Annotated in this window: 19 protein-coding genes; 8 read left to right on the top strand and 11 right to left on the bottom strand. The window is 46.9% G+C overall.

Translation table 11 applies throughout. The features are described from left to right. Nucleotides 1-331: 331 nt before the first annotated feature. The 5 genes from IRJ16_RS07170 to IRJ16_RS07150 form a co-directional block, all read right to left on the bottom strand. On the bottom strand, nucleotides 332-1,153 hold the full coding sequence (locus tag IRJ16_RS07170; RefSeq protein ID WP_194110840.1) for an alpha/beta fold hydrolase: 822 nt from the start codon (nucleotides 1,151-1,153) through the stop codon (nucleotides 332-334). 111 nt (nucleotides 1,154-1,264) lie between these two features. Next, entirely contained in the window at nucleotides 1,265-4,993 is a 3,729-nt protein-coding gene (locus IRJ16_RS07165) for a sensor histidine kinase (protein WP_194110839.1), read from the bottom strand. A gap of 95 nt (nucleotides 4,994-5,088) precedes the next feature. After that, complete coding sequence (gene fabD, locus IRJ16_RS07160; protein ID WP_194110838.1) at nucleotides 5,089-5,976, bottom strand: ACP S-malonyltransferase; 888 nt, start codon at nucleotides 5,974-5,976, stop codon at nucleotides 5,089-5,091. Nucleotides 5,977-6,113: 137 nt separating this feature from the next. Beyond that, complete coding sequence (gene folE / locus IRJ16_RS07155; RefSeq protein WP_194110837.1) at nucleotides 6,114-6,755, bottom strand: GTP cyclohydrolase I FolE; 642 nt, start codon at nucleotides 6,753-6,755, stop codon at nucleotides 6,114-6,116. Between the two features lie 6 nt (nucleotides 6,756-6,761). Next, nucleotides 6,762-7,178, bottom strand: a complete 417-nt coding sequence (locus IRJ16_RS07150; protein WP_194110930.1) for a 6-pyruvoyl trahydropterin synthase family protein — start codon at nucleotides 7,176-7,178, stop codon at nucleotides 6,762-6,764. A gap of 80 nt (nucleotides 7,179-7,258) precedes the next feature. Between IRJ16_RS07150 and mqnB the strand changes: the two genes are divergently transcribed. Together mqnB and IRJ16_RS07140 are read left to right on the top strand one after the other, a co-directional pair. Continuing rightward, entirely contained in the window at nucleotides 7,259-7,936 is a 678-nt protein-coding gene (mqnB, locus tag IRJ16_RS07145) for a futalosine hydrolase (RefSeq protein WP_194110836.1), read from the top strand. Nucleotides 7,937-7,991: 55 nt separating this feature from the next. Next, nucleotides 7,992-8,834: a menaquinone biosynthesis family protein gene (locus IRJ16_RS07140; RefSeq protein ID WP_194110835.1), complete on the top strand. Its 843-nt coding sequence runs from the start codon at nucleotides 7,992-7,994 to the stop codon at nucleotides 8,832-8,834. Between the two features lie 125 nt (nucleotides 8,835-8,959). Here IRJ16_RS07140 and IRJ16_RS07135 read toward each other — a convergent pair whose 3' ends face one another. From IRJ16_RS07135 to IRJ16_RS07125, 3 genes are all read right to left on the bottom strand, one after another. Next, entirely contained in the window at nucleotides 8,960-9,742 is a 783-nt protein-coding gene (locus tag IRJ16_RS07135; RefSeq protein WP_194110834.1) for a succinate dehydrogenase/fumarate reductase iron-sulfur subunit, read from the bottom strand. A gap of 139 nt (nucleotides 9,743-9,881) precedes the next feature. Then, nucleotides 9,882-11,816: a fumarate reductase/succinate dehydrogenase flavoprotein subunit gene (locus IRJ16_RS07130; RefSeq protein ID WP_194110833.1), complete on the bottom strand. Its 1,935-nt coding sequence runs from the start codon at nucleotides 11,814-11,816 to the stop codon at nucleotides 9,882-9,884. A 35-nt stretch (nucleotides 11,817-11,851) separates the two neighbouring features. Next, a complete protein-coding gene (locus IRJ16_RS07125; protein WP_194110832.1) occupies nucleotides 11,852-12,631 on the bottom strand; it encodes a succinate dehydrogenase cytochrome b subunit in 780 nt (259 codons plus the stop codon). A gap of 325 nt (nucleotides 12,632-12,956) precedes the next feature. Here IRJ16_RS07125 and IRJ16_RS07120 point away from each other — a divergent pair, with 325 nt between their 5' ends. Then, nucleotides 12,957-13,322, top strand: a complete 366-nt coding sequence (locus IRJ16_RS07120) for a response regulator (RefSeq protein WP_194110831.1) — start codon at nucleotides 12,957-12,959, stop codon at nucleotides 13,320-13,322. On the opposite strand, the gene IRJ16_RS07115 is transcribed toward IRJ16_RS07120, so the two are convergent. Next, a complete protein-coding gene (locus IRJ16_RS07115) occupies nucleotides 13,319-15,343 on the bottom strand; it encodes a CHASE3 domain-containing protein (protein ID WP_194110830.1) in 2,025 nt (674 codons plus the stop codon). The two genes, IRJ16_RS07120 and IRJ16_RS07115, sit on opposite strands and share 4 nt — an antisense overlap. A 191-nt stretch (nucleotides 15,344-15,534) precedes the next feature. Here IRJ16_RS07115 and IRJ16_RS07110 point away from each other — a divergent pair, with 191 nt between their 5' ends. Then, nucleotides 15,535-16,548, top strand: coding sequence for a zinc-binding alcohol dehydrogenase family protein (locus tag IRJ16_RS07110; RefSeq protein WP_194110829.1), 1,014 nt, complete (start codon nucleotides 15,535-15,537; stop codon nucleotides 16,546-16,548). Here IRJ16_RS07110 and IRJ16_RS07105 read toward each other — a convergent pair whose 3' ends face one another. Then, nucleotides 16,549-17,412, bottom strand: coding sequence for a helix-turn-helix domain-containing protein (locus tag IRJ16_RS07105; RefSeq protein ID WP_194110828.1), 864 nt, complete (start codon nucleotides 17,410-17,412; stop codon nucleotides 16,549-16,551). A 121-nt stretch (nucleotides 17,413-17,533) separates the two neighbouring features. Here IRJ16_RS07105 and IRJ16_RS07100 point away from each other — a divergent pair, with 121 nt between their 5' ends. Together IRJ16_RS07100 and IRJ16_RS07095 are read left to right on the top strand one after the other, a co-directional pair. After that, entirely contained in the window at nucleotides 17,534-19,162 is a 1,629-nt protein-coding gene (locus tag IRJ16_RS07100; RefSeq protein WP_194110827.1) for an alpha-L-fucosidase, read from the top strand. A 425-nt stretch (nucleotides 19,163-19,587) separates the two neighbouring features. Then, nucleotides 19,588-21,123 carry a glycoside hydrolase gene (locus IRJ16_RS07095; protein ID WP_228079919.1) on the top strand — a complete coding sequence of 512 codons (1,536 nt, stop codon included), beginning with the start codon at nucleotides 19,588-19,590 and terminating at the stop codon, nucleotides 21,121-21,123. A gap of 3 nt (nucleotides 21,124-21,126) precedes the next feature. On the opposite strand, the gene IRJ16_RS07090 is transcribed toward IRJ16_RS07095, so the two are convergent. Continuing rightward, nucleotides 21,127-21,948: a reverse transcriptase family protein gene (locus tag IRJ16_RS07090; RefSeq protein WP_194110826.1), complete on the bottom strand. Its 822-nt coding sequence runs from the start codon at nucleotides 21,946-21,948 to the stop codon at nucleotides 21,127-21,129. 546 nt (nucleotides 21,949-22,494) lie between these two features. Between IRJ16_RS07090 and IRJ16_RS07085 the strand changes: the two genes are divergently transcribed. Together IRJ16_RS07085 and IRJ16_RS07080 are read left to right on the top strand one after the other, a co-directional pair. Then, a complete protein-coding gene (locus IRJ16_RS07085; protein WP_194110825.1) occupies nucleotides 22,495-22,857 on the top strand; it encodes a BlaI/MecI/CopY family transcriptional regulator in 363 nt (120 codons plus the stop codon). Then, nucleotides 22,854-24,926, top strand: a complete 2,073-nt coding sequence (locus IRJ16_RS07080) for a M56 family metallopeptidase (RefSeq protein ID WP_194110824.1) — start codon at nucleotides 22,854-22,856, stop codon at nucleotides 24,924-24,926. Before IRJ16_RS07085 ends, IRJ16_RS07080 begins: the two co-directional genes overlap by 4 nt. The last annotated feature ends 50 nt before the right edge of the window (nucleotides 24,927-24,976 follow it).

Below are 24,976 nucleotides of genomic sequence, written 5' to 3'. Positions count from 1 at the left end.
AGCCCGTGAACGATCGTGAACATGTTATAGGGATCTATCATGACGGGAGGGCCATGTCGACGCACGCGTCCTTCCTTGCCCTGTAAGGGCTACCTGACCGTAGAAAGAAACGGATCAAAAGTATTGCGCCGCAGGCATTACCCTTGTAGATTATGCAGAGCTGATATACTATTGGAATAAGGGTAGCCTCTACGAGGCATTTTCATAGCGGTTTGGTTCTCTATAAACAGGTAGTCCCGCCGGGAGATGAGATCTCCATCATCTAATACCGCCGCAGGGTACTCTCGGGAGAGAGAACCCTGCGGCGACGAAAACCCGTCGTTAAGGATGCTTAAGAGCGGATAAATGCTAACAGATCTTTATTGATGGTAGCAGCCTCGGTAGTTGGCATGCCATGGGGGAAGCCCGGATAGGATATCATTTTGCCGTGCTGTAATAGTTTGATAGCCTTGGCTCCCGATAGCGCGAATGGTACGATCTGGTCGTCCTCGCCATGTAGTACCAGCACGGGGATGTTTACGCTTTTCAGGTCTTCGGTAAAGTCAGTTTCCGAAAAAGCTTTGATACCATCGTGCTGGGCTTTTACGCTGCCCATCATGCCCTGGCGCCACCAATTATCCCTTATGCCCTGTGATATTTTTGCGCCCTCGCGGTTGTAACCGTAAAAAGGGATGGTAAAGTCCTGAAAATATTGTGGCCTGTTAAAAGCCGTACCCTGGCGTATCTCATCAAATATCGCCATTGGAACACCGTCGGGATTGTTATCGGTCTGCGCCATTAGTGGGGTGACCGCGCTAATAAGTACTACTTTAGAAACACGGCCTTTGCCAAGGTTAGCTGCATAGTGGATAGCTTCGCCGCCGCCTGTAGAGTGACCTATATGGATGGCATCCTTCAGATCAAGTGCTTCTGTCAGTGCCGCAACATCAGCCGCATAAGTGTCCATATCGTGACCGCCCGAAACCTGGCTCGATCTGCCATGCCCGCGACGGTCATGCGCTATCACCCGGTAACCTTGTGATAAAAAGAACATCATCTGGGCGTCCCAATCGTCGCCTGATAGTGGCCATCCATGGTGGAATACCAATGGTTGTCCTGTTCCCCAGTCTTTGTAATAAATTTCAGTTCCGTCTTTTGTGGTGATCGTGCTCATGGTCTTAATTTTTAGTGGATGTATCTATTTGTTGATGACACAAATATGGGCCGTATTTACCCTGCAACACTTGATGTAGATCATGAAATTAGCTAACAGCGTTAAATGAACTTAATCCGTCTCCGGGAAACTCAGGAAAAAAGTTGTACCCACACCGATCTCGGTCTCGAACCAAACCTTGCCACCGGCGTTCTCGATAGAGTTTTTTACGAAGGCCAGGCCCAAGCCAGTGCCCGAGCTTTTGGTAGTGAAATTAGGGGCAAAGATCTTCTCGCGCATTTCTTCGGGGATGCCGTTGCCGTTGTCGGTCACGGTCATCAGGATGTTGCCTGCACCTATCTTATACTCAATGCTGATCACGCCGTGCCTTTCTTCTGGGATGGCCTCAATGGCGTTCTTCAGTAAGTTATTATAGCATCGTAACAACTGGTCGCGGTCGGCATTGATGATGAATTGCTCGCCCGGCTCGTAGTTAATGGTCACGTTGTCCATCTGTTTAAAAATGATCACTGCCTGGCCTATTACCTCAAACAAACTCACTTTTTGCAGCTTCGTATCAGGCATTTTGGCAAACGAGGAGAACTCTGACGCGATCTGCGACAAGCTTTCTATCTGCTCCACAAAAGACTTACTGAAACGTTCAAATTTCTGATCAAATTTTGGGTCCTTATCTTTCCAGGCCTTATCCAGCAGCTGCAAGCCCAGTTTAAGCGGGGTGAGCGGGTTCTTGATCTCGTGCGCTACCTGTTTGGCCATTTCTCGCCATGCGCTCTCACGTTCAGATCGGGCTAACCGCTGGGCGCTATCCTCTAACGCGGCTATCATCTTGTTATATTCCTTCACCAGGGAGCCTATCTCGTCGTCGCGGTCCCAAACTATCGGTTCGTTCTTTTCGCCGTAAATGGTACGGCTAAAGTTCTGCTGGATGAAATTCAACGGCGAGGTGATCTGCCGAGCGATCACCACCGCTACCAAACCTATCGCAATAAACACCAGCGCGTAAATGTTGATCATGGTGTTCAGCAATGATCCTATCCGGGTAATAATATCCGTCTCGTTACTAAAGTAGGGCAGTTGCAGGTAATAAACTTTATTGTCGCGCTCGTCAACAATAGGCACATAGGCGGCTTTGTATTTAAGTTCGCCAAGGCGTTCGTCGTTCACAAATTCCGATCGCTGCTCACTATTCATGGCTATGTAAGCCTTGCCGTTCATCCGCTCGGCTAACAAACCGTAAGTGTATAGCTTAGGCTGGGTGGTCAGTATCTCTATACCCTCTTTGCTGTACAGCGTCAGATCGGACAGATAAGTGTCGGCAAACTCATTAAAATTCACCTCGCCCATGTGGCTGGCCGAGAATTGCCCTTTACTTAGTCCGGCCTCAAAAACAGCCCCAATGCGGTTGATCTTTTCGCGGATCATTTCGTCCTGTTGTTCGCGGTATTGGGTGGTAATATATTGGAAGGTGATACCGCCCACCATCAACAGGGTAAACACCACTGTAAATATCACCGAGAACTGGATGCGGCTGCGGTACAGCACGCGCTCTACCGTTAGCTTAAAGCCCCATTTAATGCGCTTGTTCTTGATGTTGAATATCCTGATGCGCGACCAGATCCAGCTAAAAAAGATCACCAGCCAGCTAAAGGCCAGCAAAAAGACAAAGAAGAAGGTAAGCGAAGTTACCGAACGGGCTATCGGGTCTTCTTCAATACTCACAACGATCATCTTCCGCTTTTCGGGCTGATAGATAAGGTGGCGGGTACGGGCCAGCGGTGCCAATATATTGGGCTTGACGGCCGGCGACATTTGCGTTACATATTCTTTTACCTTTCCTTTAAAATCTGCATTGTTAAGTTTATAGGTAAGCTTGCCGGCCTGGATCATCAACTTATTATCAAAATAAAAAGCATAAGAGTAATCCTGATAAGCCTCATCGGGTCGTGATTCGCCATCCACTAACAATTCGGGGAAGGTCTTACCTGTCATTAATGGTTTTGATACCAGCGTCACTACCAGCGTACCTAAACTGCTATCGCGCGTGTTGATCGGTAAAATGGCAAAGTATTTTTGATAGCCGAAGCCGTCATTCTCGTGATAGAAATTTTCGGATACTTTGGTCAGTGCACCAAACACCACCATGTCTTTATAGTAGCTTAGTTGGTAGGTCTTATCGTTGGTGATGGATACCCCGGCAGGATCAAAGATGTGCAGTTTTACATCGTACTTGTTCAGGTAACCGTCAAAATAATTCTTTTGAAAGTGGGTGCGCAGGAAATCGTCGTTATGGTCCTTATCACCAAAGTATTTGATCAGTTCGGGATCGGTGGCCATTTGCCGTTCTATTTTAAAGAAGGCGGTATCGGCCTTTTCGTCTTTAGCAACCTCCAGTTTTTTGATCAGCTTAATGCGGGTCTCGGCATGTTTGATATCTAAAAAGTGATTCAGTTTGGTTGACGATATCAGCGCGCAAACAGTAATAAGGCACAGGAAACTGGTGGCGCTCAACTTACCGTCATCATACCAGACCGAGTATGCCCTGATGAGCGTGAACAAGCCCGCCAGCACAAAGAAAGCGCTAAGATCTTTATAGGCAAGCGTTGCCGAAGTAGCCAGCAACACCACCGCCGCAAATATGCCGGCCTTGTGCCTATCCGGTATCATGATCTTTTTAGAGATGGTGAGGAAGGTGTCGGATATCAGGAAGAATAGCAAGAAACTGAAGCATAGCATTAGCACCCCAATATAACTATAGCCTGATAGATTGAATACGTTGGTAACATCAAAATTGATGATAGACCGTACGATCAACCCATAATAAAAACTTAACAATAGTGCCGCCAGGCCAATAAGCACCACCGATAAGAAGCCGACCAACACATAAGCCGCCGCACCTTCGACCTGTTTTTTGATGACGCGTTGCCGGTGACGATAAATGAAGCCGGCCAGCCAGCACGAGAACAGTATATTTAAACAGAAATGCCCCAGCGAGGGGAACCAAAAATTGGCCGAGTAATACCGCGGGTTAAACAGATCTATCTCTGAGAAAGCAGGAATATCATACATGATATTCAGGTACCTTGACGCCGCGATGAACGCCGCCATGAACATGAACGATAACAATGGATAACCCTTGCCTACGATATAATTGCAGATACTATGGATAAGCGTACAAAGCGCCAAAATACCCATCAGCCATAGTATAAACTCAAATTCGTAGAAGCGGTGGTTGGTGTGGCCGGGTTTTAGTTTGATAGAGAAGAGGTAGCGGTCGTCTATCGAGTGGACGTGGTAAACCGTGCGGTCGGTAATATCGGCAATATCCACATGGTCGTCATCCATGATCGGCTGATCGAAGCCGTTTTTAAGATAACGATTGTTAAAGTGATAGATGTTTTTTACCGGGATGATAAAGATCACCGAGAAAGCGCCGTCGCTTTTCTTGATCAGCTCGTAAGCGCCGTTGGGTCGTTGGTAAAAATGCACACCGTCGGTTATCCGTGCGGGATCTTCGGGGAAGAATTTTACGCCGGTCCAAAATTTGGCCCTATTGTTTACAAAGGTGGATATCCAGATGCGGTTATCGCTGGTATAATGCTGGATGAACCTGTAAGCCGTTTTAGGGTTTGCCGATATGGTTTTTAACTTGTTGAACTCAGCCGTATCGGCGATGAGCTTTTTTACGATAGCCTCTTTTTTATTGAGGTTGCGCTCGATGATACCACCGCTCTGCTCCAGATTTACCTTAGGGGTAAAAGTTTCTTTAACGATAATAGCCGTTAGCAAAAACGTGGCGCAAACAATGGCCAGCAGTAAACGGATCTTGGCAAGGGTAGTCAAACTATTATCAGATAAATGCAGCTATAAAAATATCATAAAAAACAAAAGCCGCTTTAGTTTGCGGCTTTTTTAATTTTTATTTAATATCTGTGTGTTTATTCGACAAATGCAGCTGATTCGGTCGGTATACTGCGGTTGGCTTTTTTAACCAAACCTTGTAACACATTACCCGGGCCAACCTCGGTGAAAGATGTTGCGCCATCCTCTAACATGTGCAGCACGGTTTGTGTCCAGCGTACGGCACCGGTCAATTGGGCGATCAGATTGTGTTTGATCTGCGCCGGATCGGTATATGGTTTAGCATCGATGTTTTGGTAAACCGGGCAAACAGGTGCTTTGGTATCGGTAGCTACGATAGCTGCTTCTAACTCCACACGTGCCGACTCCATCAACGGCGAGTGGAATGCACCACCGACATTCAGTTTCAACGCGCGTTTAGCACCTGCAGCTAATAATAACTCGCAAGCTTTATCAACACCGGCAATGCTGCCTGATATCACCAACTGGCCCGGGCAGTTATAGTTAGCCGGAACAACTACCTCACTCACGCGTTGGCAAACATCCTCTACCGTAAAATCGTCCAGACCTAAGATCGCGGCCATGGTTGATGGTTGCAATTCGCAGGCTTTTTGCATGGCGTTGGCACGGGCCGCTACTAAACGCAGGCCGTCCTCAAAACTCATCGCACCGCATGATACCAAGGCAGAGAATTCGCCTAAGGAGTGACCGGCAGCCATTTCGGGCTGAAAATCATCGCCCAAAGCTTTAGCCAATATTACCGAATGTAAAAAGATGGCAGGCTGGGTAACGTTAGTCTGTTTCAGTTCCTCGTCGGTACCATCGAACATGATATCCGTAATGCGGAAACCTAATATCTCGTTAGCCTGCTCAAATAATTGTTTAGCGGTTTCGCTTTTCTCGTAAAGGTCCTTGCCCATGCCCACAAACTGTGCGCCCTGGCCCGGGAAAATGTATGATTTCATTTTGTGTCGGTTGATTAGTTAACCGGTGATCAGTGACCGGTCGTATGTTTAATTGTCGATGTGCTGTTAATACGTGACCAGTTGACCCGAGACCATTTCATTAAGAACTGATCACTGTTTAACCGATCACCGGTCACTTAACTTAATTTTGAAGAAATTAAGTTCAAGAACTCCGCCCTTGTTTTTTCCTGTAAAAATCCGCCGGTGAAGGCTGATGTAGTGGTTACCGAGTTTTGCTTTTGTACGCCGCGCATGCACATGCACAAGTGACGGCATTCCATTACCACGCCTACGCCAATTGGCTTAAGGGTTTCCTGGATGCAATCGCGAATCTCGTTAGTTAAACGCTCCTGCACTTGTAAGCGACGCGAGTAAATATCTACCACGCGCGGGATCTTGCTCAGGCCGACCACATGTCCGTTAGGGATATAGGCGATGTGCGCTTTACCGAAGAACGGCAACATATGGTGTTCGCACATCGAATAAACCTCAATGTCTTTCACGATCACCATTTGGCTGTAGTCCTCTTTAAACAAGGCCGATGTCAAGATCGCCTTCGCATCAAGCTTGTAGCCATGGGTAAGGTACAGCATGGCTTTGGCCACACGCTCGGGGGTTTTTAGCAAACCTTCGCGTTCGGGGTCCTCGCCCAGTTGGGTTAAAATGTCTTTGTAGTGTGCCGACAGGTTGTCGATCAGTTGCGGGTCGTAGCGGTCTATCTTTTGGTAGCCGGGCAGGTCATCCGCCTCATCGTCGTCGGTGATGTAGTGGTTGCTCATATTTAATTATTCGCCAAAGTACTCGGCAGAATTATTTTCGGTTTCGTGCAAACGTACCGAGTGCAGGAACACGCCCTCATGCGCCTCGATAGGTCCTTTCAGTTGGTTAAATATCTCGATGCAAAGCAACTCGGTAGATGCCATTTTGCCTTGCATAAAGTCCACGTCCATATTGATGTTCTTATGGTCGAGTTTTTCGATCACATGCTCGTTAATGATCACCTTAAGGTCCTTAAGATCCAGCAGGTAGCCGGTAGCATGTGTTACTTCGCCTTTTATAGTGACGAACAGGTTATAGTTATGCCCATGCCAGTTAGGATTGGCACATTTGCCAAACACTTCGGCATTTTTTTCGGCGCTCCACTCCTCGCGGTACATGCGATGAGCGGCGTTAAAATGTTCCCGGCGCGTTACGTATATCATCATAGCAATAATTGGGTGCAAATATACTAAAACAAAAATGTGCCTTTTGTTTTTATATTTAGCATTCACATTTCACCATCATGAAGATCCTAATAGTTGCGGCCACCCAGCAGGAGATAGAGCCGCTTTTTTCAGTCGAAAGTCTTAAGTCTCAAGTCGAAAGCAATTCTTCTAACTTAGACCTTCAGACTACGGATCTATTGATTACCGGCGTAGGCATGGTGGCCACGGCATTTTCTTTGGGGCGGCATTTAGCGACAAATCAATATGACCTTGCCATCAACTTAGGCATAGCGGGCAGCTTTGACCGCAGCCTGGATCTGGGCGAGGTAGTTGAGATCACAAGTGATACCTTCTCTGAATTAGGTGCCGAGGATGGCGAAAAGTTTTTGACGATAAAAGACCTTTGCCTGGGCGACCATATTTATTCTGCGTCTACCACCGTATCTAACCTGCTTAGTCCGATACCGCCCGAAGAGAATAAGCTACTGGTTAAACAGGTTGCAGGTATCACGGTCAACTGTGTCCATGGTAATGACATCAGCATATCCAAGATCAAAGACCGCCTGCGCCCGCAGGTAGAGAGCATGGAAGGAGCGGCTTTCTTTTACGCTTGTAAATTGGCTGGGCTGCCTTGCATACAGATCAGGTCTGTGTCAAATTATGTTGAAAAACGTAACCGCGATGCCTGGCAGATAGGCTTAGCCGTAAAAAATCTCAATACATTTGCCGACGCGCTTTTGCAAAAACTGAGTTAACAGCTCAATTTCATTACCGTTGATGCGAAGCGTATAAGATATGATCCCGCATCCTATGAAACTTACCCTCGGATTTTCTCCCTGCCCTAACGATACCTTTATTTTCGACGCGCTGATCCATCATAAGATAGATACCGAAGGGCTGGACTTTGAGGTGTTTTATGAGGACGTAGAAACGCTTAACCAAAAAGCCTTTCGCGGTGATCTGGATGTGACCAAACTAAGCTATCACGCTTATGCCTACATGACCGAACGTTATGTATTATTAGATAGCGGCAGCGCGTTAGGGTTTGGTGTTGGGCCGATGCTGATATCTAAACAAGATATCTCCGTAGATGACCTGAAAGCTAACCCTAACTTTAAGATCGGTATCCCCGGTAAATACACCACCGCTAATTTTCTGTTAGGATTAGCCTTTCCTGAAGCAGTTAATAAAGAGATACTGGTCTTCTCGGATATCGAGAACGCTGTATTAGACGGACGTGTTGATATCGGCCTTATCATTCACGAGAACCGTTTTACATACTTAGATAAGGGCCTAAAAAAAGTGATCGACCTTGGCGACTACTGGGAAAAGCAGACCGGTTGCGCTATCCCGTTAGGGGGTATCGTAGCCAATCGTAACCTGCCCGAGGATGTGCTCCATAAACTTAACCGCGTGTTACGCCGGTCGGTAGAATTCGCGTTCGCTAACCCTAAATCGGGACTGGAATTTATCCGCAGCCACGCACAGGAAATGAGCGAAGAAGTAATGTATAAACACATCGACCTTTATGTGAACCAATACTCGGTAGAACTGGGCGCAGAAGGGCGTAAAGCGATCAAGCTGATGTTCGATACGGCGCTGGAGAAGGGGATCATTCCGGAGATAAAAGCGGACATTTTTTTGACGGCGTAGTAGACTTTGTTTGTACGGGCATGCTTATAAACAAGTAAGGCGATCCATTTGGGGTCGCCTTACTTGTTTGAATATCATACGGAAGACACGAGGTATTGTGTCTCTACCGAAGATCATCTCTGAAATTACTCTCCGCTATGCGCGATCTCTTCTTCGCGGAATAGTTTCGCGCTTAGGAAATCGTTGTTCATGCGGGAGATGTTGGTCAGGCTGATCTCTTTAGGGCACTCTGCCTCGCAAGCGCCGGTGTTGGTACAGTTACCAAAACCTTCTTCGTCCATTTGTGCTACCATGCTTTGTGCACGGCGGTAGCGCTCAGGCTGGCCTTGTGGTAACAGACCTAATTGAGTGATCTTAGCCGATACGAACAACATGGCCGAAGCATTTTTACATGCAGCAACGCAAGCGCCGCAACCGATACAGGTAGCCGAGTTAAAGGCTTCGTCAGCGATCACTTTAGGGATCAGGATGTTATTAGCATCTTGCGCCGCACCGGTATTCACCGAGATATAGCCACCCGCTTGTTGGATACGATCAAATGCCGAGCGGTCTACCGCTAAGTCTTTGATCACGGGGAAAGCGGCAGCGCGCCAAGGCTCAATGGTGATGGTGTCGCCATCCTTAAAGCTACGCATGTGCAGCTGACAGGTGGTGATAGCACGCTTTGGACCGTGTGGCTGACCGTTAATGTATAACGAACACATGCCACAGATACCTTCGCGGCAATCGTGATCAAAATGGATCGGCTCGATGTTTTTGTGGATCAGGCTTTCGTTCACCACGTCAAGCATCTCCAGGAAAGACATATCAGGCGAGATATTATCGGCCGGATAGGTTTCCATTTTACCTGCGCTATTCGCATCTTTTTGACGCCATACTTTAAGCGTCAGTTTCATATTTCCACTCATCTTGTTTGAGTTTTGATTTAGAGTCAAGAATCAAGATGCAAGAGTCAAGACTGACTACAAACCGCTTATTCTTTCCTTTAATTTAATATTCCTTACTATTTGGTCTTGAATCTTGATTCTTGTCTCTTGATTCTCTCCCTTACGCGTAATTACGTTGAGACAAGTGTACAGCCTCAAATTCTAACTTTTCTTTGTTCAATCTTTCAGGCTGGTTTTCACCCATGAATTCCCAGGCAGCTACGAAGGCAAAGTTCTCGTCGTCGCGTAATGCTTCGCCGTCGTCTGTTTGCGATTCTAAGCGGAAGTGGCCACCACATGATTCGCGGCGCATTAAAGCGTCGTCTACCATCAGTTCGCCAAGCTCGATAAAGTCGGCCACACGACCGCCACGCTCTAATGAGGCGTTCACTTCTTCGTTCTTACCTACGATGATCGCGTTCTTCCAGAAGTCCACTTTCAATTCCTGGATCATCTTTTTGGCTTTGATCAAACCTTCTTCGGTACGGGCCATGCCGCAGTATTCCCACATAATGTGACCAAGGTCGCGGTGGTATTCGTTGGTGGTCTTTGTACCTTTTAAGCTGATCAGTTTATTTACATGGTCGATCACATCCTGTTTGGTTTGCGCAAAAGCGGGATGGTTCTCGTCAACCTTTTTAGGGCCTTGTTTAGCCAGGTAATCACCTAAAGTGAATGGGATCACAAAGTAACCGTCAGACAAGCCTTGCATCAAAGCAGACGCACCTAAGCGGTTAGCGCCGTGATCGCTAAAATTACACTCGCCCAAAGCAAATAAGCCCGGAACAGATGTTTGCAGGTTATAATCAACCCAAAGGCCACCCATAGTATAGTGAACCGCAGGATAGATACGCATTGGTTGTTTATATGGGTTCTCGTCGGTGATCTGGATGTACATATCGAACAGGTTACCGTATTTAGCCCTTACTGTGTCCTCGCCCAAACGTTTGATCGCATCGGCAAAATCAAGGTAAACAGCTAAGCCCGATGCACCTACACCTTTACCCTCATCAGCCATCTCCTTAGCGTTACGTGAAGCTACATCGCGCGGTACAAGGTTACCGAAGGCAGGGTATTTACGCTCCAGGAAGTAATCGCGGTCGTCCTCTTTAACCTGGTCGGCAGTGATCTCTTTCTTTTGCAATTTTTGTGCGATCTCCACGGTCTTAGGTGCCCAAACACGTCCGTCGTTACGTAACGATTCCGACATCAGGGTCAGCTTAGACTGGTGATCACCGGTTACCGGGATACAGGTAGGGTGGATCTGTGTATAGCATGGGTTAGCGAAGAACGCACCACGTTTGTGCGCACGCCATGCAGCTGTTACGTTAGATCCGATAGCGTTGGTTGACAGGTAGAACACGTTACCGTAACCACCGGTACACAACAATACAGCGTGACCTGAATGCGTATCTATCTGACCGTTGATCATGTTACGGGTAACGATACCTTTGGCATGTCCATCAACAACTACCACGTCCAACATTTCGGTACGGGTGTACATTTTTACCTTACCGGCATTGATCTGACGGTTAAGTGCAGAATAAGCACCTAATAACAATTGCTGTCCTGTTTGGCCACGGGCGTAGAACGTACGTGATACCTGCGAACCACCGAATGAACGGTTATCCAACAGACCGCCGTACTCGCGGGCAAAAGGGACACCTTGTGCCACACACTGGTCAATAATATTTACCGAAACCTCGGCAAGGCGGTACACGTTACCTTCACGGGCACGGTAGTCACCACCTTTAATCGTATCGTAAAATAAGCGGAACACGCTGTCACCATCATTTTGATAGTTCTTAGCAGCGTTGATACCACCCTGTGCCGCGATCGAGTGCGCACGGCGGGGGCTATCCTGAAAGCAGAACGCTTTAACGTTGTAACCCAACTCGGCAAGCGATGCCGCAGCAGATGCACCAGCCAGACCGGTACCTACCACAATAATATCGTACTTACGTTTATTGGCAGGGTTAACCAGTTTAAGGTCGAATTTGTACTTGCTCCATTTGTTAGCTAACGGGCCCGCAGGCACTTTACCATCTAACTCCATGTTGTATATAATTTATCAGAAAGCTTAGCGCTTACTTATTTACCCATAAAAAAATAAACTACCGGCATAGCGGCAAAACCCAACGGTATGATCACCGCGAAAAGCCAGATACCGATCTGCTCAACTATCGGGGTGTACTTGCGGTGCGTCCAACCCAAAGTACGGAATGCGCTCTGGAACCCGTGCAGCAAGTGGAATGACAAAGCACCCTGCGCGATCACATAGATCAGCACATACCACCATTGGCTAAAGCTTTCAGAAACCTTTTTGTGCAGGTCCTTCACACGAACTACCTCTACATCATTCTCGGTTGTGTAAGAATGCTCGAACTCTTTGGACTCCGGTACAAAATCGGTAACGGTGCGTTCATTGCTCAATACGTTGGTGCGGTATTCTTTAAAACCTACCGTATCGGTATATTTATACTTGTACCAAAAGTCGCTCATGTGTATCACAATGAACAACAACAAGATAGAACCCAACAAGCCCATATTTTTTGAACCCCATGATGTTGGCGATTTAGGCTGATGAGCATACTGCACCGGACGGGCCTTGCGGTTATTGATCGTTAAGATCAACGCGTAAAGCGCGTGGATAACGATGAACGCATACAAAATATACGCGATAACCTCTATCGGCGGGAAGTGCGTAAGGAAGTTCGCGTAAACATTGAACGCGTAACCCTCATCGTTTTGGAATAGCTGCAGGTTACCCGCAAGGTGTACAATTAAGAACGTACACAAAAACAAGCCCGTTAAAGCCATGATCAGCTTTTTACCGATCGACGAGTTGAAGGTTTGTTTAAATTGACTCATGTATATCAAAAATTAATTTCGCGCAAAGTTATCTGATCTATAGCGAAAGATATACACCGATGAAGTCAATTGTCAGATTATTGTCTATTTAGAAACGTTCTAAGAAAATTCGATAAAGCACTAAATATCGCATTAAATTTATCGTTCAAATTAATAAACATTCCAACTTGCTTGCATATTCGAATGTTATTCACGATATTTGATAGGTATTGATGATCATTTCTGTTCCCGGTCTAAGAATAAGACGGAGCCTTACTATCGGTTCTTCCTGCAAGACTACATCGCTTTCAGCTTTTCATGCTAACCGCCAATACTATAGCTACCTATGAAGAAAATTTTAGTACTGGACGATAACCAGGATATACTGGAAATGGTCACCGAAGTTTTATCGTATGAGCAATTTGATGTGCGCGGTATTGGTAAAGCAGCAGACCTACTTACCGAAGCTGTTGATTTTAAACCTGAGCTTTTTTTAATGGATCTGAGATTGGCCGACGGGAATGGTGGAGAACTTTGTAACAAATTAAAAGCTCACCCAACACTTGGACAGATACCGGTGATCATTTTTACCGCTTATCAAAACCCCGGGCAAGATCTGCGAACTATCTATGGTTGCGACGCAGTGATCAATAAACCTTTCGATCTTACTGAATTGGTACAGACGGTTGAGCGATTAATGGTGGCTAATTAAGCTATCGGCAACGTGAAATAAAAAGTAGAACCTACGCCTTTTTCGCTCTCTACCCATATCCGCCCGCCATGCTGGCGAATGATCTCGGCGCTGAGGTAAAGCCCCACGCCAAATCCCGAAATATGTTTAGTGTGCTCACTGGCCACCCGGTAATATCTATCGAACAAACGCGGGACATCTGTAGGTTTAACGCCCATGCCCTCGTCCTTGACGCTCACTACGGCTTCGCCGTTGACCACTTTGCAGTCGATGGTCACCAACTCGCCTTTAGGCGAATACTTTACCGCGTTAGATAGCAGGTTGGATATCACCGAGCCTACCTTTTCTTTATCGGCGCTAAGCGCTATCTCTTTAGGACTGTCAAAAACAAAGGTGTGCCCGGTAACGGATAACCTTACTTCGGATATCATCTCGCGGATCAGGGTACTCAGGTCCACGCGTTGTTTCTCGATCACCAGCTTGCCCGATTCAAGGCGAGACACGTTCAGGAAACCGCTGATCAAACTGCTCATTCGGCGGGTCTGCAACACAGCTTTGTCTAAGGCATTGGGTACAAAACTTTCTTCGCTGTCGCGGAGTTTTAGTTGCAGCACCTGTATCAGGGCGGTGAGCGAAGTAAGCGGGGTCTTCAACTCGTGACTGGCCATGGCAATAAAATCGTTCTTACGTTGCTCGTCGCGTTTTTGCTCAGATATATCGCGGGCTATTTTAGATACGCCGGTCACCTTGCCATCTTTATCCTTAATGGGCGATATGGTGAGCGATACATCGATCAGCCGTCCGTCCTGGGTCTTGCGGATGGTCTCGTAATGGTCTATCTTTTCGCCGTTACGCAGGCGGGCCAGTATCCCAGGCTCCTCGTCCTGCCGGTCCTCAGGGATCAGCGTTAGTACCGACTTGCCTATGATCTCGGCTTCCGAATAACCAAAAATATGCTCGGCACCACGGTTCCAGCTGGTGATGTTGCCCTCAAGGTCTTTACCAATGATGCCATCGTCGGATGACTCCACAATAGCTACCAGCTTGGCGCTACGCTCCTCGGCCAGGCGTAACTCGTCGAGCATTAGCTGCATCTGGCCTTTGCTTTCGGCCAGTTCTTCATTAGTAGCCATTAGCTCCTCGTTGGTAGCGGCCAATTCTTCGTTAATGGCGGTCAGTTCCTCGTTCAGGGATTGTGTCTCCTCTTCGGTATCCTGCAGCGATTTGGTCCGCTCGTTCACCTTGCCCTCTAACGATACGTTGGTGGTAGCCAGTTCCTCGCGGGCGCTCCACAATTCTTCGTTGATGGCTTGCAGCTCCTCGTTGGCGGCGGTTATCTCTTCGTTAGCGGCGGTCAGTTCCTCGTTCAGGGCCTGTGTCTCTTCCTCGCTGGCCTCCAATTCGTTGCGCAGGCGGTCCTTCTCTCGTACATCGCCAACCACCTGGCGGTATGAGTATGCGGTGATGCCTAAAGCTAATAATATAGCAGCGATGATGAAGATAGGTGTGATCGTAGAATAGGTGTCCAGCGTGGCATTACGTTCTTTCAACAACTGTTGCTCGTGGTCTTCAGCTTTCGCCACGGCATCGCGCAGGGCATCCATGGCCGCTTTGCCGGCATCCAGATCCGATGGACCAATAGCTTCGCCACGTTGCTTTTTGGTCACCATCTCCTGCAAAATATCTAATCGCTGGCGTAAAACACCGCGTATGGCTGCAATGTTGGTTTGCTGTTCTTTGTTATCTGAGGTAAGATCCTGAAGCTGCTGAACAGTGGTTTCCGCTGCGCGATAGGCGCCGTTATAAGGTTCTAAATAATTGCTACGCCCCGTCAACAGATAACCACGCTGACCGGTCTCGGCATCTTTCATTACCGACAGCAGTTTTTCCAGTTGCTGCATCACCTCGCCGCTATGCGCCACGGCGCGATTGCTGCTGAGCAAACTATTGAGCGTAAGATATGATACCAGGCCGACCACCAGCAGCATCAATAAGGAAAAGCCGTAGCCCATCCGCAGGTTACGGTCAAATCTGTTAGTCATAAGCGGGTAGAAAATTTAACTGCTAATGTATTATTTTCTTTTTAAAATAATAAAGAACATCGAAGTATGAATTATAGCAACAACGGCCCTAAGGGCATAAGTATATCTGTTAATTTTGTTGAACAGATCGCCAATACACGAACTTATTTTAAACCTTCATCAGCCTATAATTGCATATTCACTCCACAAGCATGAAAGCATTAGTTTGCACCCATCCCGGCCAACTGACCTACAACGATATAGCCGCGCCCAAATTAAAGGCCGGTCATACCATCATTCGCATCAAACGCATCGGCATCTGCGGGACAGACCTGCACGCTTTTGAAGGGACGCAACCCTATTTTAGTTACCCGCGGATCTTAGGTCACGAGTTAGCCGCCGAAGTGGTGAGCACGGATAGCGACACTCATCAACCGGGCGATCTGGTTACCCTGATGCCTTACATCAATTGCGGCACTTGCATAGCCTGCCGATCCGGCAAAGGCAACTGCTGCACCAATATGCAGGTGATAGGCGTACACGTTGATGGCGGCATGGCCGAACTGCTGTCCGTTCCTACCCGTTTACTGCTGCCTGCTAATGGTTTAAGTGTAGATGAACTGGCTTTAGTGGAACCTTTAGCCATTGGTGCCCACGGCATCCGCCGGGCAGGTGTTGAGCAGGGTGAGTTCGTGTTAGTGATCGGTGCCGGCCCGATAGGCTTAGGCACCATGGAATTTGCCCGAATTGCCGGCGGACAAGTGATCGCCCTGGATATTAATCAGCAACGGTTGGATTTTTGCAAGGATAAACTAAAGGTAGAATATACCATCAACGCCCTGACCGACGACGTGACCGAACGGTTAAAAGACATCACCAACGGCGACATGCCAACGGTAGTAATAGATGCGACGGGTAGCCTGAAAGCCATCAACAACGCCTTCCAATACATGGCGCATGGGGCAAGGTTTGTGCTGATCGGTCTGCAAAAAGGCGATATCAGCTTTAACCACCCCGAGTTCCATAAGCGCGAGGCCACTTTGATGAGCAGCCGTAACGCCACCCAACAGGATTTTGACCAAGTGATCACATCCATGAAAAACAAACTGGTGGATCCGGCCAACTACATCACCCATACGGTGAAATTTGACAAGGTGGCTGATAACTTTGCAAGCTGGCTGAAACCGGAAACAGGCGTGATCAAAGCGATGATCGAGTTAGACTGATCAACTCTGTTTGCGGTGATAGCGGGGTGATAGCCCGGTGATCTGCTTAAAGACCCGCGAGAAGTAGGCTACGCTCTCAAATCCGGTCTTCCTGCTGATATCGGGCAAGGTCAGGCTGCCGTTATCCATCAAGTATTTGGCCCTTTCGATACGTTTTTGGTTGATGAACGTTGACGGCCGCATACCAGTATGCTGTTGAAATATCCGGGAGAAATAATCGACGTTCTGACCAGCTCGCGAAGCTAACAGCTCCACCGATAATTCCTGGTGCAGGTTGAGGAGGATGTAGTTAAGCGCATCAGCGATCTTGCCGGGGATGGCCTCGGGTTTGATATGATCTTTGGTAGGTGTGATCAGGAAACGGGATATTAGTTGGGTGATAATGCCTTGCGTTTCTAAACCACGGGCACGGGTCTGCTGATCGTTGTATTGTTGGTACTCCTTATAAAAGATCTCTTTCTCGTAAATGCGGGGATCATCAGACCTGTTGATGCCGCGGTTAGGGTTCACCTCGAGCAAGCGGTCGAATAGGGCTTGGTCTAAAGAAGTAGCTTTTACCTTAGCAATGTTGCGTTGGTTAACGAACAGCGAAACGCCATCTGCCGATTCCTCGAAAAACTGCACGAAGTATTGGCCAAGGCGTTCATCGCACTTTAAACTGCATAGTGTGAAACTGGGGATGATGTAAAGATAGCCCGGTTCTAAAACGAGTGAGGTCGAGTGGTCGGATAGTTCGCCCCGGCCTTCATCAATATAATAGATACGGCAATACGGACTGATCACATTTTGATAATTCCACTTGCGGGTTAGCCGTACCTGGTCTACGTTGAGGAGCGAGAAGCTATGTTGGTTTTGTGCAGACATGTTCGGTGTAGGCAAGTTAAATAAAGATCGGATATATGCAAAATAAAGTCGGATATAAGCTAATGTTTAGGCGTGCATCCAAATAATTTTGATGGATCAGCTAATTGTTGAATTACCAATTATGGACAGAAGAACCCTTCTAAAAAAACTGGCGGCCGGTGCCGCAGCTTTGTACGTATCTAAAAGTTATGCCGGCGGTTTATTGAAAGCCCCCTATGCCGATACTTTTAAACCGACCTGGGAATCATTAGCCCAATATCAGGTGCCGGAATGGTTCCGTGATGCTAAGTTCGGTATTTGGGCGCACTGGGGGCCGCAATGCCAGCCCGAGCGTGGAGATTGGTATGCCCGCGGGATGTATGAAGAAGGTAGCTGGCAGTATAAGGCACACATAGAAAAATACGGGCATCCGTCCAAATTTGGTTTTAAAGACGTGATCAATGAATGGAAGGCTGAGCAATGGGACCCGCAAGAGTTGGTAGGCTTGTACAAAAAAGCCGGTGCTAAGTATTTTATGGCATTGGCCAACCATCACGATAATTTTGACCTTTACAAAAGCAAGCATCAAAAATGGAACTCCACTCGCATGGGGCCTAAGAAAGACCTTATTGCAGGCTGGGCCAAAGCCACAAAGGATCATGGATTAAGGTTTGGCGTGAGCGTACATGCCGCCCATGCCTGGCAATGGATGGAGGTTGCCCAACGGTCGGATAAAAAAGGACCGTTGGCAGGTGTGCCTTACGATGGTAACCTGACCAAAGCAGGTGGTGTCGGCAAATGGTGGGAGGGTGAAGATCCGCAAGAATTATATGCCCAGAACCATCCGCTTGGTGAGCGCGCTGCCGATGGCGGTGCTATACATGGCCAATGGGATTGGGGGAACGGCGCGTCTACCCCATCAAAAGCATATTGCGAAAAGTTTTATCAACGCACAATTGAGTTGATAGATAAATATGGCCCCGACGCCGTCTATTTTGACGATACCGCACTGCCGCTATGGCCTGTTAGTGACGTAGGCTTAAGAATAGCCGCCCACATGTATAATAACAGCATCAAAAAACACGGCAAGTTAGAAGCGGTGATCTTTGGCAAGATACTGAACGAGCAACAGCGCAAATGCATGGTTTGGGATATTGAACGCGGGCAAAGTAACAAAACCGAGCCTTTGCCATGGCAGACAGATACCTGCATAGGCAGCTGGCATTACGATCGTGGTGTTTACGACCGCAATGGCTACAAATCGGCCAAAACAGTTATCCATACCTTAGTAGACGTGGTAAGCAAAAATGGCAACCTGATGCTAAGCGTACCCGTTCGTGGCAACGGAACCATTGATGAAAAGGAACGCGCCATTGTAGAAGGCATTGGCGAGTGGATGGCTGTAAACAGTGAATCCATCTACAGCACCCGCCCATGGACCACCTTCGGCGAAGGCCCTGCTTTAGAGAACACCGCACCATTGAGTGCCCAGGGCTTTAACGAGGGCAAGGGCAAACCATTCACCGCGGCCGATATACGCTTTGTGTCCAAAGGTAAAACGCTTTACGCTACCATGCTGGGCTGGCCGGCCGACGGTTCGGCGGTCATCAAGAGTTTGGCATCGGCAGGAAAAGTTAATAAGGTGGAGTTATTAGGACACAACCAACCGATCGGCTTTGAGCAAACCACCGCCGGGTTAAAGGTGACGTTGCCAACGCAAGCACCGGGCAAGATCGCTTTTGTATTGAAGATAAGCGGAGCGATCGCTTAAATTTACGATCGGGAAACAACGGGGGCGTCACCCTGAATTATTAGATTCGTCGGACCATGAAGATGATATGACGTGGACACAAATTGGCAACTATGCAACCACCGTTCTTTCTCTTGATAGAAAGAACCAAAGATCAAGACAGTGCCAATGCTTCTTCGCACAGGCCTTTACCCTGCAGGCGGTCAAAGCCCAGGCGCGCACACGCCCAACGCATTTGACCACCTCACCTGAAGCCGTGCCACTGTCGGGAGAGAAAAAAAAACAGATCTCCACAACACGTCATGGGTAGCCTGTCGAAGGGTGACGTGGGGAGGGCATTGCCACAATGCATAGCTTAAGCCCGCCGCACTATGGTTCGACGGGCTCCCAAAACACCCTAAAAATAAAACTAAGCCCTTTGGCCTTAGCCGATATTTAAGACATTTATGATACTACGCACTACGCTAAAAAATATACTGATTATCGGCCTAACCATGGCGATGACCTCATCCGCCATCGCCCAAACCAAAGAGGCAAAGATCAGCATCGACCCGGGTAAAACTTATCAAGCCATCAGCAATTTTAGCGCGTCGGATGCCTGGGCTTGTCAGTTTGTGGGTAACTGGCCCGATGCCAAACGTAATGCTATTGCTGATCTGCTTTTCAGTACCCAAAATAAAGCGGACGGTTCGCCCAAAGGTATCGGGCTGAACATGTGGCGTTTTAATATCGGCGCGGGCAGTACCGAACAGGGCAGCGAGGGCGGTATCCGCGATGAGTGGCATCGTGCGGAGTCGTTCTACAATGCTGACGGATTTTACAACTGGCAAAAGCAGGCCGGGCAGTTATGGTTCTTAAAAGCGGCAAAGGAACGCGGGGTGAAGGAGTTTTTGGGATTTACTAATAGTCCGCCGGTAAAGTTTACCATTAACGGCAGGGCCTTTGCCGATAAAGGCAAGGTGAATATCGCCCCAGAAAAGTATATCGATTTTGCTACCTACTTGGCCGATGTGGTGAAAGGCGTAGAGAAGACCGCCAAGATCAAATTCAATTACATCAGTCCGTTTAACGAGCCTCAATGGGATTGGAGCGATAATAAACAGGAGGGCAGCCCCTACACCAATGCAGAAATAGCCGGCGCAGTGAAGGTGATGGATAAAGTATTTACTAACCGTAAGATAAAGTCTAAACTGATCATAGCCGAAGCCGGGCAGATCAACTACCTGTACACCAAAAGTAATAAGCCGGGTAAAGGCATGCAAATAGCCGACTTCTTCAGGCTGGGATCTGCAAACTACATTGGCAACTTGCCAACTGTGGCCCATACCGTCACAGCCCATAGTTATTTTACTACTTCGCCATTGGCGTCGTCGATAAAAATGCGCAAGGCTTTGGCCGATAGCGTAGCCGCGATCAAAGGGCTGGACTTTTGGCAATCTGAATACTGTATCCTTGGCGATAACGCGGGCGAGATCAACGGCAACAAACGCGATCTGGGCATGGATGCGGCCTTGTACATGGCCTCAGTGATCCATACCGATCTGGCCGTAGCCAATGCCTCGGCCTGGCAGTGGTGGCTGGCAATATCGGCCTATGATTATAAGGACGGCCTGATCTACGTAGACAAAAATAAGACCGACGGCAACTTTTATACAAGTAAAATGCTGTGGGTGTTGGGCAACTACAGTCGCTTTATCAAACCGGGTTCGGTGCGGGTAGATGTCTCGGTACTGGCGGATGGCTTAGCCAAACCGTTAATGGTATCGGCCTATAAAAAAGGCCGGGAATTGGTGATAGTTGTGGTCAACCAAAACACAGAAGAGGTGAATATCGATCTTGCCGATGTACCATTTAAAGCTGGGCAACTATCATCCTATGTAACATCTCAAATTGATGAACTTAAATTAAATAACGTAAATAGCGCAAAAGTTAATATCCCTAAAAGAGCCGTAGTGACCCTTACCGGCAAATTAACAAATTAGATGTCATGGCGCTATTAATTCGTTGTACGCTTTGACTTTATTAGCATATGCTTGCCGGCCCGGATTGTCTAGATCGTTCAACATTCCTTTTTCTAACCCGAGTTTACCTTTATAAATAAACAACCCGGTTATCTCGCAACGATCATGTGAATATTTTACTTTCCGGTCATTGATCTTAAAGCCACCATCTTTTATTATGCGTATTATCTGACGTGATAAATATTTGAAGTTAGTTTTGGATGAGAATGTCAGATCATCAACAAAACATGTAAATGTGATATTGTGTTCGGCACAGAACCTTTCGAGGATGATCGCTGTTTTAGAAAGTACCATGTTTGCTAAAACCGTTGATGTAGGTGCACCTTGTGGAAGACGTTTTTCGTATGTTGTAAGTTTGGTGATCGCCCTTGCGTCTTCCCACGAAAAACCATTGTCCGTTAACGCACGGAAAACTTGCCGATTTGAAATATTATTAAAGAATTGTTCAAGGTCAACAGTTAGAAAGTGTCGGTTATCTTTGTGAATGAAAGCATTTTGAATATTGTTCCTGCCTTTTACTCCGCCCAACATGCAATTGGGAAGCGAGTATAGCTGTAAAATCCTATTAAGCTTCTTTTGAACATCCTTTACGTAAATACAAGGTTCAACAGTATTACGTTCACGCTTAGTCCCGTCAGTATTTAGTTGATCTTTACCAAATTTTTGTTTAAGGCGATCTACTTTTCTGTAATATCTGTTGGGATACAGAGACAGTGCAGAAAGAAAAGAAACTTTTAAATTAAGATAAGACAATAATGAACCGGGCTTAGAACTTTTGGTATCCATCAATAATTAATGATCGAGTTAGCAACTTTAAAAAAATTGCTAGCCAATAATTTGTTATCAGCTTCACAATAAGTAATTTCAACATCCATCGTTCTGTTCTCGAAAGTTGTTTGCTGTTCTTTGCAAAAAGCTTTCTAAGCTTTTTGAGCATTCTCTTACGTTTTTTCATGATCAATTGCGTTTTGCCCAGACCATTCTGGGGCCGCAACCATCACCACAACTACCATGAGCATTTTCGATCAACTTCAGCCCGGTTGATACAATCATTACTTTGCCCGCCTTGCCGCAAGGCGGGCATTACAGAAGCACCCTGCGGTACATTAAATATTATCGTTGTCAACGTAAGATTTGTCAAAGAACTAAGGCTAAGATAAATACCGGAATTATCATTATCAATAATTTGCTATAAATGTTTTCTTAACGTTAACGAGGCTTTCCTAAATAATAAAATAAAACACTGTATATTAGCATTTTAATAAAAATACTAATCGATTAGTTGCAATCCTAATTGATTAGTAGTAGCTTGGTCTTATCAAATCAAGACCTATGCAAAAATTAGCCAAGCGCGAAGAGCAGATCATGCAGGCATTCTGGACGCTCGAACGGGCCTTTATTAAGGAGATCATCCCCGAACTGCCCGATCCTAAACCTCATTATAATTCGGTTGCCACTATGATCAAGATCCTGGAAGAGAAAGGATTTTTAGGTCATGATACCGTTGGCAATATCTACCAATACTACCCGCTCATTAGCAAAGCCGATTATCAAAAACACGCCATGAAGGACATTGTGAGCCAGTATTTTGATAACTCGTACCCTAGCATGCTGGCCTTTTTTGCCAAAGAAGAGAACCTGAGCGAGCAAGACCTGAACCAGATCATGGACATCATTAAAAATAAAAAACAATGATACCTTATAGCCTACACCTTGCCTTGTTACTTGCAGCCTGCTGGTCGTTTTACAAACTACTGCTGCAGAACGAGACCTATTATAAACTCAACCGCGGCATTTTGTTAAGCTGTTTGGCGCTGGCCTTTGTGCTGCCGTTCATCCCGGTGGCCGAGCGTTTTTCGCTAAGGGCTACCCCAACGATTGAGGCTTATGTACCGAAAGTTGCGCCAAAGCCTGATGTTAAAACATCTGCAAAAGCACCGGTACAAACTACCGAAACTGTTTATTATGTGCCAACCAAACCCGACCAGGCTAAGTTGTCGGGCGCAACACCGGTAGCTACAAAGGCTGATGCCCTTAACCGCGAGCAGATCATTAAATGGGTGGTGTGGATCTATTGGTTCGGTGTGGCGGCGTTCGGGCTTAACTTTTTGATCCAGCTGATCGCGCTGTTGTATCAAGCCTATAAAAGGCCATTTATTCAGGACGGCATCTACCGCATTGTGGAGCTGGATGGTGATAAAGCCCCTTGCTCTTTCGGCAATACCATTTTTATCAACCCGGCCAAGTACGATTGGGACACCTACAACCAGATCTTAATGCACGAGAAGGTGCACATTAAGCAAGGCCACAGTGTAGACCTGATCCTGGCCGAACTGATGCTGGTGGTACAATGGTTCAACCCATTTGCCTGGCTGTACCGTAAGGAGATAGAAAGCAACCTGGAATTCCTGACCGACGACTCGGTGATCCATAACCATCAGGTAGAGCCCGAGGCTTATCAAATGAGTTTGGTAAAAGTGGCCGTACCTAACCTATCCATGCGTATTACAACAAACTATAACCAATCACTTTTAAAACGACGTATCATGATGATGAACAGCAAACGATCTAACGTGCATAACATTTGGAAATACCTGATGCTGGTGCCTTTCCTTGTACTATTGCTTTGCATTTTTAACAAGCCTATCCAGGCCGCATTAGCCAAGCCACAACAGCCGACCGCTAAAAACAAGTTCAGCTTTGAGGTTAACGGAAAAACTTACACAGCTACTAAAGACACCACCATTAAGCTTAAGGGCAAAAACTATTCGGTAAAATTTGGCAAGCCAAGCACCGAGACCGAGGAACAGAAAACTGCCAACGAGGCCCCGACCCCGCAAGTGCTTGCGGCCATGAACAGCGAGGGCATTACCGCTGTCTATATTAAAAGCTTTAAAGATATCGGCTACAGTTACACCTCGTTAGAGACCATGCGTTCGTTCTACGCTGCTGACATCTCGGCGGTTTATGTGAAAAGCTTTATGGATATCGGTTATAAGTATCTATCGCCCGAAACCATGCTGTCTTTTAACAGCGTTGATATTTCGGCCGTTTATGTGAAAAGCTTTATAGATATCGGCTACCAGTACATCTCGCCCGAAACCATGATATCTTTTAACACGGTCGACATCAGCGCAAGTTTTGTAAGGAGTTTTAAGGATATCGGCTATCAGTACATCTCGCCCGAGACCATGATATCTTTCAACACGGTCGACATCAGCGCGAGTTTTGTAAGGAGCTTTAAAGATATCAACTATGCTTACCTGTCGCCGGAGACCATGATATCTTTTAATACAGCCGATATCAGCGCCAGTTTTATAAGAAGTTTCAAGGATATCAACTACGCTTACCTATCGCCGGAGACCATGATATCATTTAACACGGCCGACATCAGCGCAAGCTTTGTGAGGAGCTTTAAGGATATCAACTACCCTTACCTGTCGCCGGAGACCATGATATCTTTCAACACGGCCGATATAACAGCGAGTTTTGTAAAAAGCTTTATAGACATCGGTTACAAATACACATCGCCCGAAACGATGATATCCTTTAACGTAGCCGATGTTACCGCAAGTTATATCAAAAGCTTTATGGATATCAAATATCCATACCTGTCGCCGGATGCAGTACTATCTTTACAGTCGAGCGATGTTACAGCAAGCTATGTAAAAAGCGTTCAGGGCACAGGCAAAGATGTAACGCCTGATGATCTTACAGGCAAACAGACCAAGCCTAAAACAAACGGAAAAAAGAAGCCACAATAACCTTTTATAAACCTTGATCAGCCGCTGCCACTTATTGGCGGCGGCTTTTT

Origin of the sequence: Mucilaginibacter myungsuensis, assembly GCF_015222005.1 — a bacterium.
GTDB lineage: Bacteria > Bacteroidota > Bacteroidia > Sphingobacteriales > Sphingobacteriaceae > Mucilaginibacter > Mucilaginibacter myungsuensis.
The sequence above is the reverse complement of the archived record's forward strand: the minus strand, read 5'-3'. Positions and strand labels throughout refer to the sequence as shown.

Coding starts and splice junctions, on each gene's coding strand:
- IRJ16_RS07170 (WP_194110840.1), bottom strand. CDS start 1,153: ATGAGCACGATCACCACAAAAGACGGAACTGAAATTTATTACAAAGAC.
- fabD (WP_194110838.1), bottom strand. CDS start 5,976: ATGAAATCATACATTTTCCCGGGCCAGGGCGCACAGTTTGTGGGCATG.
- folE (WP_194110837.1), bottom strand. CDS start 6,755: ATGAGCAACCACTACATCACCGACGACGATGAGGCGGATGACCTGCCC.
- IRJ16_RS07150 (WP_194110930.1), bottom strand. CDS start 7,178: ATGATATACGTAACGCGCCGGGAACATTTTAACGCCGCTCATCGCATG.
- mqnB (WP_194110836.1), top strand. CDS start 7,259: ATGAAGATCCTAATAGTTGCGGCCACCCAGCAGGAGATAGAGCCGCTT.
- IRJ16_RS07140 (WP_194110835.1), top strand. CDS start 7,992: ATGAAACTTACCCTCGGATTTTCTCCCTGCCCTAACGATACCTTTATT.
- IRJ16_RS07135 (WP_194110834.1), bottom strand. CDS start 9,742: ATGAGTGGAAATATGAAACTGACGCTTAAAGTATGGCGTCAAAAAGAT.
- IRJ16_RS07130 (WP_194110833.1), bottom strand. CDS start 11,816: ATGGAGTTAGATGGTAAAGTGCCTGCGGGCCCGTTAGCTAACAAATGG.
- IRJ16_RS07125 (WP_194110832.1), bottom strand. CDS start 12,631: ATGAGTCAATTTAAACAAACCTTCAACTCGTCGATCGGTAAAAAGCTG.
- IRJ16_RS07120 (WP_194110831.1), top strand. CDS start 12,957: ATGAAGAAAATTTTAGTACTGGACGATAACCAGGATATACTGGAAATG.
- IRJ16_RS07115 (WP_194110830.1), bottom strand. CDS start 15,343: ATGACTAACAGATTTGACCGTAACCTGCGGATGGGCTACGGCTTTTCC.
- IRJ16_RS07110 (WP_194110829.1), top strand. CDS start 15,535: ATGAAAGCATTAGTTTGCACCCATCCCGGCCAACTGACCTACAACGAT.
- IRJ16_RS07105 (WP_194110828.1), bottom strand. CDS start 17,412: ATGTCTGCACAAAACCAACATAGCTTCTCGCTCCTCAACGTAGACCAG.
- IRJ16_RS07100 (WP_194110827.1), top strand. CDS start 17,534: ATGGACAGAAGAACCCTTCTAAAAAAACTGGCGGCCGGTGCCGCAGCT.
- IRJ16_RS07095 (WP_228079919.1), top strand. CDS start 19,588: ATGATACTACGCACTACGCTAAAAAATATACTGATTATCGGCCTAACC.
- IRJ16_RS07090 (WP_194110826.1), bottom strand. CDS start 21,948: ATGGATACCAAAAGTTCTAAGCCCGGTTCATTATTGTCTTATCTTAAT.
- IRJ16_RS07085 (WP_194110825.1), top strand. CDS start 22,495: ATGCAAAAATTAGCCAAGCGCGAAGAGCAGATCATGCAGGCATTCTGG.
- IRJ16_RS07080 (WP_194110824.1), top strand. CDS start 22,854: ATGATACCTTATAGCCTACACCTTGCCTTGTTACTTGCAGCCTGCTGG.